The sequence below is a fragment of the Brevundimonas sp. UBA7534 genome, from assembly GCF_002479325.1.
Lineage (GTDB): Bacteria > Pseudomonadota > Alphaproteobacteria > Caulobacterales > Caulobacteraceae > Brevundimonas.
In genome coordinates, this window is sequence record NZ_DLMO01000071.1 from 1 (window position 1) to 7,845 (window position 7,845).

At 68.2% G+C, this 7,845-nt stretch carries 7 protein-coding genes and 1 pseudogene; all 8 read left to right on the top strand.

What is annotated here, in order from left to right; translation table 11 throughout:
* Window positions 1–439 precede the first annotated feature (439 nt).
* Window positions 440–795 (top strand): annotated as a pseudogene (locus B2U11_RS05505) (transposase); the annotation flags it as partial.
* Between the two features lie 400 nt (window positions 796–1,195).
* Window positions 1,196–1,621 carry an Rrf2 family transcriptional regulator gene (locus B2U11_RS05510; protein ID WP_349680710.1) on the top strand — a complete coding sequence of 142 codons (426 nt, stop codon included), beginning with the start codon at window positions 1,196–1,198 and terminating at the stop codon, window positions 1,619–1,621.
* A gap of 90 nt (window positions 1,622–1,711) precedes the next feature.
* On the top strand, window positions 1,712–2,728 hold the full coding sequence (locus B2U11_RS05515; protein ID WP_292070461.1) for a sulfate ABC transporter substrate-binding protein: 1,017 nt from the start codon (window positions 1,712–1,714) through the stop codon (window positions 2,726–2,728).
* Window positions 2,725–3,579: a sulfate ABC transporter permease subunit CysT gene (cysT, locus tag B2U11_RS05520; protein ID WP_292070462.1), complete on the top strand. Its 855-nt coding sequence runs from the start codon at window positions 2,725–2,727 to the stop codon at window positions 3,577–3,579. Before B2U11_RS05515 ends, cysT begins: the two co-directional genes overlap by 4 nt.
* Window positions 3,576–4,418, top strand: a complete 843-nt coding sequence (gene cysW / locus B2U11_RS05525) for a sulfate ABC transporter permease subunit CysW (RefSeq protein WP_292070463.1) — start codon at window positions 3,576–3,578, stop codon at window positions 4,416–4,418. Before cysT ends, cysW begins: the two co-directional genes overlap by 4 nt.
* A 1-nt stretch (window position 4,419) precedes the next feature.
* Entirely contained in the window at window positions 4,420–5,448 is a 1,029-nt protein-coding gene (locus tag B2U11_RS05530) for a sulfate/molybdate ABC transporter ATP-binding protein (protein WP_292070464.1), read from the top strand.
* Window positions 5,449–5,511: 63 nt separating this feature from the next.
* Entirely contained in the window at window positions 5,512–6,858 is a 1,347-nt protein-coding gene (locus B2U11_RS05535) for an alginate export family protein (protein WP_292070465.1), read from the top strand.
* 12 nt (window positions 6,859–6,870) lie between these two features.
* Window positions 6,871–7,845: FAD/NAD(P)-binding protein (locus tag B2U11_RS05540; protein WP_292070466.1), on the top strand; the 975-nt coding region annotated here is incomplete at its 3' end.

The window sequence follows — 7,845 nt, forward strand, 5'->3', positions numbered from 1 at the left end:
TCAGGGGGTCACGTCAAGGAAGGCCGATCTGCGAGCGCCACGGTTCGGGCATTTATTGTGCGTGCACGGCCCCTGCCATAGGGCTTTGGGGCGCTTGTCGCCATTTTTGTCGCGTAAGGTCAGCGCTTACGCGTTTCGGCGCCGGATCCCCCAAGCGCTTGGGCCCGACACGTCGCGAAGCAACGAGGCAGGGGCCAGCGGGGCTTGCGTTCTGCCTGATTGGGGCGCTCCTGCTGTATGGTCGTGCGCGCCGCCGTGCACGATAGAGGAGCTATTCCACCGCTTTGGCTTGGGCCGCCTAGGTCTGCTGCTGGACCGGGTGCGAATGTCGCTTCGCGACCCTCAGGTAAGTTCGCTTACCAACCCCTTCCAGACCCTCGGAACATCCGCTTGAGGGTAAGGAAGCGGCGCCGCCGCAGATTCGAACGGTCGCTGTCGCCGCGCCATGACCACCGTCGAGAAGGGTATGACCCTGCATCGCTATGTACCGGCTGTCGTCTGAAGCCGCAGTGCACGTCCAGTATCGAGCGCCGGATCACCCGTTGGGAGCATGAGGCGGTGATCGACGCCCTCCAGGCCCGGGTGAACCTGGCCCCGCGCGCGATGCGCACCCGACGACGGCTGGTCGAACACCCGTTCGGCGCCATCAAGGCCTGGAGGGACCACACCCACTTCCTGACAAGGCGACTACCCAACGTGAAAACCGAGATCAGCCTCCACATCCTGGCTTACAATATGAAGCGGGTGATGGCGGTGCTGGGCGCCAAGCCGCTGATCCAAGCCCTCCGAACCTGAAGAGCGCGCTCTGCGCGCCTCAGCCACAGCCCGCCGGCGTCAGCGCCCGGAGTTTTTACGCAGCCTCAGTCACAAGCGTCGCATGTTCGCGCCAGATTCGGATGCCGGATAGCGAGATATTTGCAGGTCGGAACAGACGCCTCCAGAGCGGTGATGGATCACGTTTGCTGTTGAGCAAGCGCGACATCGATCCGCAGCCCCGGTTCCGCGAAACGCCGCTTAGGCGCGACGTCCCGGTCCTCGCCGACCGATCAGACATTTGAAGGCGCCAATTAGGAGACAATGGGGCCCAGCCTGGCGGCAGACCTTCGCCTCGTTCCCTTGATGGAACGTTCAGAGATGAGGATCAGGCATTGCACCCGCGCAAATGGCCCCTCACAACAGGCGGACCATGATTTCCATGAAGGCCCGATACGCCCTTCAGGCGCTGATCTTTCTCGCCGAGCGCTCTCCCGTCGCGATTCCAATCGCGGTCATCGCGGAAGGCTCGAACGCGCCGCGAAAATTCCTCGAGGCGATCCTGCTCGAGTTGAAGATGGACGGTCTGCTGACGAGCCGGATGGGGCGGTCCGGCGGCTACGAACTGGCGCGCCCGCCGCACGGCATAAGCGTGGCGGACGTGTTGCGTTGCCTGGATGGTCCGCTGGCCCTGGCCCCCTGCGCCGCGCGCAATTCCACGCGCACCTGCCCAGGATGCGTGGACCTTCACACCTGCGCCATCCGGCCCAGCCTGACGGCAGCCCGCAGCGCCGTGGCGGAGGTGCTGGAGAATCGGACCATCGCCGATCTTGCGAAGGTTCCCGGCGCTCTCGAAGAGTTCAGCTAGGATCACGTTTCAGAAATCCTCTCCAAACTCCCCCTTGGCAGATAGGCGTTTCTGCGGTCCCTTGCGGATCACAGGCAGGGAGGACTGACCATGTTTCATCGTCGCGGACTGCTCACGGGTGCCGGCGCCCTCTCATTGGCGGCGTGCTCTCCGCGCGGCGGGGGCGAAGGGGGTGCGTCCCTGCTCAACGTCTCGTACGACCCGACGCGCGAGCTCTATCGCGCCTACAACGGACTGTTCGCCACCCATTGGCGAGAGACCGGCCAGGGCGCCGTCAGCGTGGAGCAGTCCCACGGCGGGTCGGGCAAACAGGCGCGCGCCGTCATCGACGGTCTTCAGGCCGATGTGGTGACCCTGGCGCTGGCGGCGGACATCGACGCCATCGCCAAGCGTGGCCTGCTGCGGCGCGGCTGGGCCGACAGCCTGCCCGACAACGCCTGCCCCTACACCTCGACGATCGTCTTCCTGGTCCGCAAGGGCAATCCGAAGAACATCAAGGATTGGCCCGATCTGGTGCGGGAGGGCGTCGAAGTCATCACGCCCAATCCGAAGACGTCGGGCGGCGCGCGCTGGAACTATCTGGCGGCCTGGGGCGATGCGCTGCGCCGGCCCGGCGGCTCCGAGGCGACGGCCACCGCCTATCTGACGGAGCTGTTCCGCCATGTGCCGGTGCTGGACACGGGCGCGCGCGGCGCGACGACCACCTTCGTGCAGCGCGGGATCGGCGACGTGCTGCTGGCCTGGGAGAACGAGGCCTTCCTGGCGGTCGAGGAGCTGGGGCCGGACAAGGTCGACATCGTCGTGCCCCCCTTCTCCATCCTGGCGGAGCCGCCGGTGGCTGTGGTCGACAAGGTCGTCGACCAGAAGGGCACGCGCGCCGTGGCCGAAGCCTATCTGAAGTTCCTGTACGAGGAGCCTTCTCAGGTGCTGGTGGCGCAGAACTACTATCGTCCGCGCAACGCTGCCGTGGCCCAGCGCTTCGCCAGCCGGTTCCCGCAGCTCGAGCTGGCCACGATCGGCGACTTCGGCGGCTGGCCGGAGGCGCAGGCCAAGCATTTCGCCGACGGCGGCGTGTTCGACCGGATCTACCAGCCGAGCGGCGCGTGACGGCCGTTCCGCTGTCCCGTCGATGGCGTTGGAAGGAGCCGAGCGTCCTGCCCGGCTTCGGCCTGACCTTCGGCTTCACCGTCCTGTATCTGTCGCTGATCGTGCTGATCCCCCTGGCCGCGCTGGTCGTGCGGCCGTGGGAGATGGGTCCGGCGGGCGTGTGGGAGGCCGCGACCAGCCCGCGCGCCCTGGCGGCGCTGCGTCTCAGCTTCGTCGCCGGCGGCCTGGCGGCCCTGATCAATGCGGTGATGGGCCTGGTGCTGGCCTGGGTGCTGGTTCGGTACGACTTCCCGGGCAAGCGGATCATCGACGCGCTGGTCGATCTGCCGTTCGCCCTGCCGACCGCGGTGGCGGGCATCGCCCTGACGGCGCTCTATGCGCCAAACGGTCCGATCGGGTCCGTCCTGAGCGACTGGGGCGTGCGCGTGGCTTACACCCCGCTCGGCGTGCTGATCGCCCTGATCTTCGTCGGTCTGCCCTTTGTCGTGCGGTCGGTCCAGCCCGTGCTGGAAGACCTTGACCACGAGATCGAGGAGGCCGCCGAGACCCTGGGCGCCACGCCGTTTCAGCGGGCGCGGCTGGTGGTCCTGCCCGCCCTGCTGCCGGCGCTGATCTCGGGCGCGGGCCTCGCGTTCGCCCGGGCGGTGGGCGAGTACGGCTCGGTCATCTTCATCGCCGGCAACATGCCGCTGAGGTCCGAGATCGCCCCCCTGCTGGTCGTCATCCAGCTGGAGCAGTTCAACTACGCCGGTGCGGCCGCGATCGGTCTGGCCATGCTGGCCCTGTCCTTCCTGATCCTGCTGACGCTCAACGGGCTCCAGGCGATCATCGCGCGGCGGGGCCGGGCATGAGCGCCGTCCGCCGTTCCCCGGTTCGCGGGCTGGCGCCGCTTCTGATCGGCGTCGCCCTGCTGTGGCTGGCGCTGGTCGTTCTGCTGCCGCTCGGCATGGTGTTCGCCGAAGCCTTCCGGCGCGGACTGGACGGGTTCCTGGATGCGTTCAGCGAGCCGGACGCCTGGTCCGCGGTGCGGCTGACCCTGCTGGTGGCCGCGATCTCGGTGCCGCTGAACGCGCTCTTCGGCCTGGCCGCCGCCTGGTGCATCACCCGTTACGAGTTTCGCGGCAAGGCCTTGCTGACCACCCTGATCGACCTGCCCTTTTCGGTGTCGCCGGTCATCTCCGGCCTGGTCTGGGTGCTGTTGTTCGGCACGGCCGGATGGTTCGCGCCGCTGCTGGACGCGCTGGGCGTGAGGGTCATCTTCACGGTCACGGGCCTGGTGCTGGCGACCATCCTTGTCACCCTGCCGTTCGTGGCGCGCGAGCTGATCCCGCTGATGCAGCAGCAGGGCGCCGACGAGGAGCTGGCGGCCGTGACGCTGGGCGCCGGCCCGTGGGCCATCTTCTCCCGCGTCACCTTGCCGAACGTGCGCTGGGCGCTGCTGTACGGCGTGCTGCTGTGCAACGCCCGCGCCATGGGCGAGTTCGGCGCGGTGTCGGTGGTCTCGGGCCATATCCGGGGCCTGACCAACACCCTGCCGCTGCACGTCGAGATCCTGTACAACGAGTACGACTTCGTTGGCGCCTTTGCGACCGCCACGGTGCTGGCGGGCCTGGCCCTGGTCACCCTGCTGATCAAGAGCCTTCTCGAATGGCGCTTCGCAGACGAACTGGCCGCCACGAGGCGACACTAGAATGCCCCTGTCCATTCAGAACCTGACCAAGACCTTTCGGGGTTTCACCGCCCTGGACGCCATCGACCTGGAGGTCGGCGAAGGCGAGTTCCTGGCGCTGCTCGGCCCCTCGGGCTCGGGCAAGACCACCCTGCTGCGCATCATGGCGGGGCTGGACCAGCCCGACGCCGGCGCCGTGGCCTTCGACGGCGAGGACTTCCTGGTCCAGACCCCGAGGCAGCGCCGCGTCGGCCTGGTGTTCCAGCATTACGCCCTGTTCCGCCACATGACGGTGGCCGACAACATCGCCTTCGGCCTGAAGGTGCGGCCGCGTGGACAGCGCCCGTCCAGGGCGGACATCGCCGCGCGGGGGTCGGAACTGTTGCGACTGGTCCAATTGGAGGGGCTGGAGAAGCGCTATCCGGCCCAGCTGTCCGGCGGCCAGCGCCAGCGCGTCGCCCTGGCGCGGGCCCTGGCCATCCAGCCGCGCCTGCTGCTGCTGGACGAGCCCTTCGGCGCGCTGGACGCCAAGGTGCGCCGCGAGCTGCGCCGCTGGCTGCGCCACATCCATAACGAGACCGGCGTCACCACCGTCTTCGTCACCCACGACCAGGAAGAGGCGCTGGACCTGGCGGACCGTGTGGCCATCCTGAAGGACGGCCGGATCGAGCAGGTCGCGACGCCGCTCGATCTGTATCAGCACCCGGCCTCGGCCTTCGTGCACGACTTCCTGGGCGGTGCGGTCCACCTGCCGGGCGAGGTCGTCGACGGCGTGCTCGCGGTCGATGGCTGGCGCGCGCCCGCGCCCGCGGGATCGCCGGTCGGCCCGGTCGTGCTGGCGGTTCGCGGCGAGGACCTGATCCTGTCGGACGAGGGGTTGGAGACCCGGGTTCTGACCGTCAGCCCCCGCGGCCCCCGCACCCGCATCGGCATCGAGATCGAGGGCCAGGCGCTGGATCTCGAGCGGCCCGCGCACGACCCCATTTCCCAGCTCGCCGCCGGCCAGACCGTGCGGCTGCGACCCGACCTCATCCACCTGTTCAAAGACTGAAGCGTGCGACGGCGCGCGAAGCCGCGCCTTAATCTCCTACAAACGATAGATCACGAGGCCGCCATGCGTCTGTTGTCGGTCACCATGTCCGCCGCCGCCGTGCTGGCCGCGCCCGCCCTGGCGCAATCCGAGGACGGCCTCCTGAGCTTAAGCGGCAGCGCCCGTGTGCGTTATGAAAGCCTCGGCGGCCAGTACCGCCCAGGCCGCAGCGCCACGGACCAGTTCCTGTCGACCAAGCTGTCGCTCGGCGCCGAGCTGGACCTGGGCGCGCTGTCGCTCGTCGGCGAACTCACCGATGCGCGAGGCTGGAAGGCCGATGACGGCTCCAGCCTGTCGACGTCCGAGGTCAACACGTTCGAAGTCCCCGTCCTCCATCTCCGCTACGATGCGAAAGACTGGCTGGGCGACGGCTCGGAGACCGAGGTCCACGTCGGCCGCTTTTATCTGAACCAGGGGTCGCGTCGGCTGGTCGCGATCAGCGCCTATCCGAATGTCACCACCGCCTTCACCGGAGCCTCGATCGACTGGAAGCGGGGTGACGACGCTTTCAGCGCCTTCTACACCCTGCCTCAGAACCGTCTGCCGTCGGACCTGCCGGCTCTGCTCGACAACGACCACGACTGGGACGAGGAAAGCGGAGACCTGCGCTTCTGGGGCCTGTTCTACGCCCGCGGCAAGGCGATCGGCGACGCGACGGTCGAGGCCTATCTCTACGGCCTGAACGAGGAGGACTCCGCCGATCTGCCGACGCGGAACCGCGACCTGTGGACGCTCGGGGGCCGCATCGTTCGCGCCCCGGCCAAGAACGCCTGGGACGCCGAGCTGGAAGGCGCGTGGCAAGGCGGCGCATCGCGCAACTCCACCGCCGCCGCCGACGTGACCGACCTCGACGTCCGCGCCTGGTTCTTCCACGCCGAGGCGGGCTACACCTTCGACGCACCCTGGAGCCCACGCCTGGCGCTGATCTACGACGTCGCCAGCGGCGACAAGGATTCGACCGACGACGAGGTGAACCGCTTCGACCCGCTGTACGGCTCGCGCACCGGCGACTTCGGCCCCAGCGCCCTCTACGGCCCGCTGGACCGGTCCAACATCAGCGCGCCGGGCGTGCGGGTCCAGGTCAAGCCCAGCGAGCGGCTGGACAGCTTCGTCTCCGCGCGCGGCCTGTGGCTCCAGGAAGCCCGCGACAGCTTCGCGCGCACCGGCGTGCGCGACAGCGCGGGCGGCTCCGGCCGCTTCGCCGGCTATCAGCTGGAGACCAAGGCGCGCTACTGGCTGGTTCCCCGGTCGCTGCGGCTAGAGGTCAGCGGCGCCGTCCTGCTCGACGAGGGCTTTCTCCGCGACGCGCCGAACGCCACGGGCCTGGGCGACACGGTCTATGGCGCCGTCGACATCACCAAGACCTTCTGATCCAAAGCGCAGATGAGCGTTCGCCCGCCCCATGTGATCGTGATCGGCGCCGGCTTCAGCGGGCTACTCACGGGGATCCACCTGCTGCGCAGCTCACCGGCCGTTCGCGTCACCCTGATCGAGCGGCGCGACGCCTTCGGTCCAGGCACGGCCTATGACACGGGGAACGCCGACCATCTGCTCAATGTCCGCCTCGGCAATATGAGCGCCTTTCCCGACGAGCCGGCGCACCTGTCGGATTGGCTGGCGCAGCAGCCCAGTTGGCAGGCCAGCGGCGAGTTCATCACGCGGGGAACCTACGGCGCCTATCTGCGCTCGCTTCTGGACGCGGCTGTCATGGACAATCCGGGTCGTCTGGACCTGATCGCCGGGCAGGCCGTCGCCCTGGATCGCCAGAACGACGCCTGGGCGGCTCGCCTGGAGGACGGACGCTCGCTGGCCAGCAAGTCGGTGGTGATCGCTATCGGCAATCAGGAGCCTTCAACCCCGCCCGGCGTCGATGAGGATTTGCGGCGCTCGCCGCTTTACGTTGAGAACCCTTGGACCGGAATCGCGCAGGTTCCCGGCCACGCGCGTGACGTGCTGTTGATCGGCACGGGTTTGACAGCGGTTGACGTCGCGATCGCTCTGGACCGACCCAGTCGGACGGTGACGGCCCTGTCGCGCCACGGCCTGCTTCCCCGCGCCCACGCCACCGTCGCCACACCGGCTGCGGACCTGACGTTTTCAGGCGGCCCAGCCCAAGTGCTGCATGAGGCGCGAGAAGCCTCACGCGATCGGGACTGGCGCGAGGTGTTCGACGCGCTGCGTCACCAAGCCATAGCCCTATGGCGCAGCTGGAGTCTGCCGGAAAGGCAACGGTTCATCCGTCATGTCCGCCCAGTCTGGGACGTACATCGTCACCGCCTGGCCCCGGTCATCGCGCGACGACTCTCTAGCCTGATCGCCGACGGTAGCCTGACCGTCATCGCCAGAAAGATCGTCGAG

Excerpts from the sequence above, each read along its gene's own strand:
- B2U11_RS05510 (WP_349680710.1), top strand. The coding sequence starts at position 1,196 with ATGAAGGCCCGATACGCCCTTCAGGCGCTGATCTTTCTCGCCGAGCGC.
- B2U11_RS05515 (WP_292070461.1), top strand. The coding sequence starts at position 1,712 with ATGTTTCATCGTCGCGGACTGCTCACGGGTGCCGGCGCCCTCTCATTG.
- cysW (WP_292070463.1), top strand. The coding sequence starts at position 3,576 with ATGAGCGCCGTCCGCCGTTCCCCGGTTCGCGGGCTGGCGCCGCTTCTG.
- B2U11_RS05530 (WP_292070464.1), top strand. The coding sequence starts at position 4,420 with ATGCCCCTGTCCATTCAGAACCTGACCAAGACCTTTCGGGGTTTCACC.
- B2U11_RS05535 (WP_292070465.1), top strand. The coding sequence starts at position 5,512 with ATGCGTCTGTTGTCGGTCACCATGTCCGCCGCCGCCGTGCTGGCCGCG.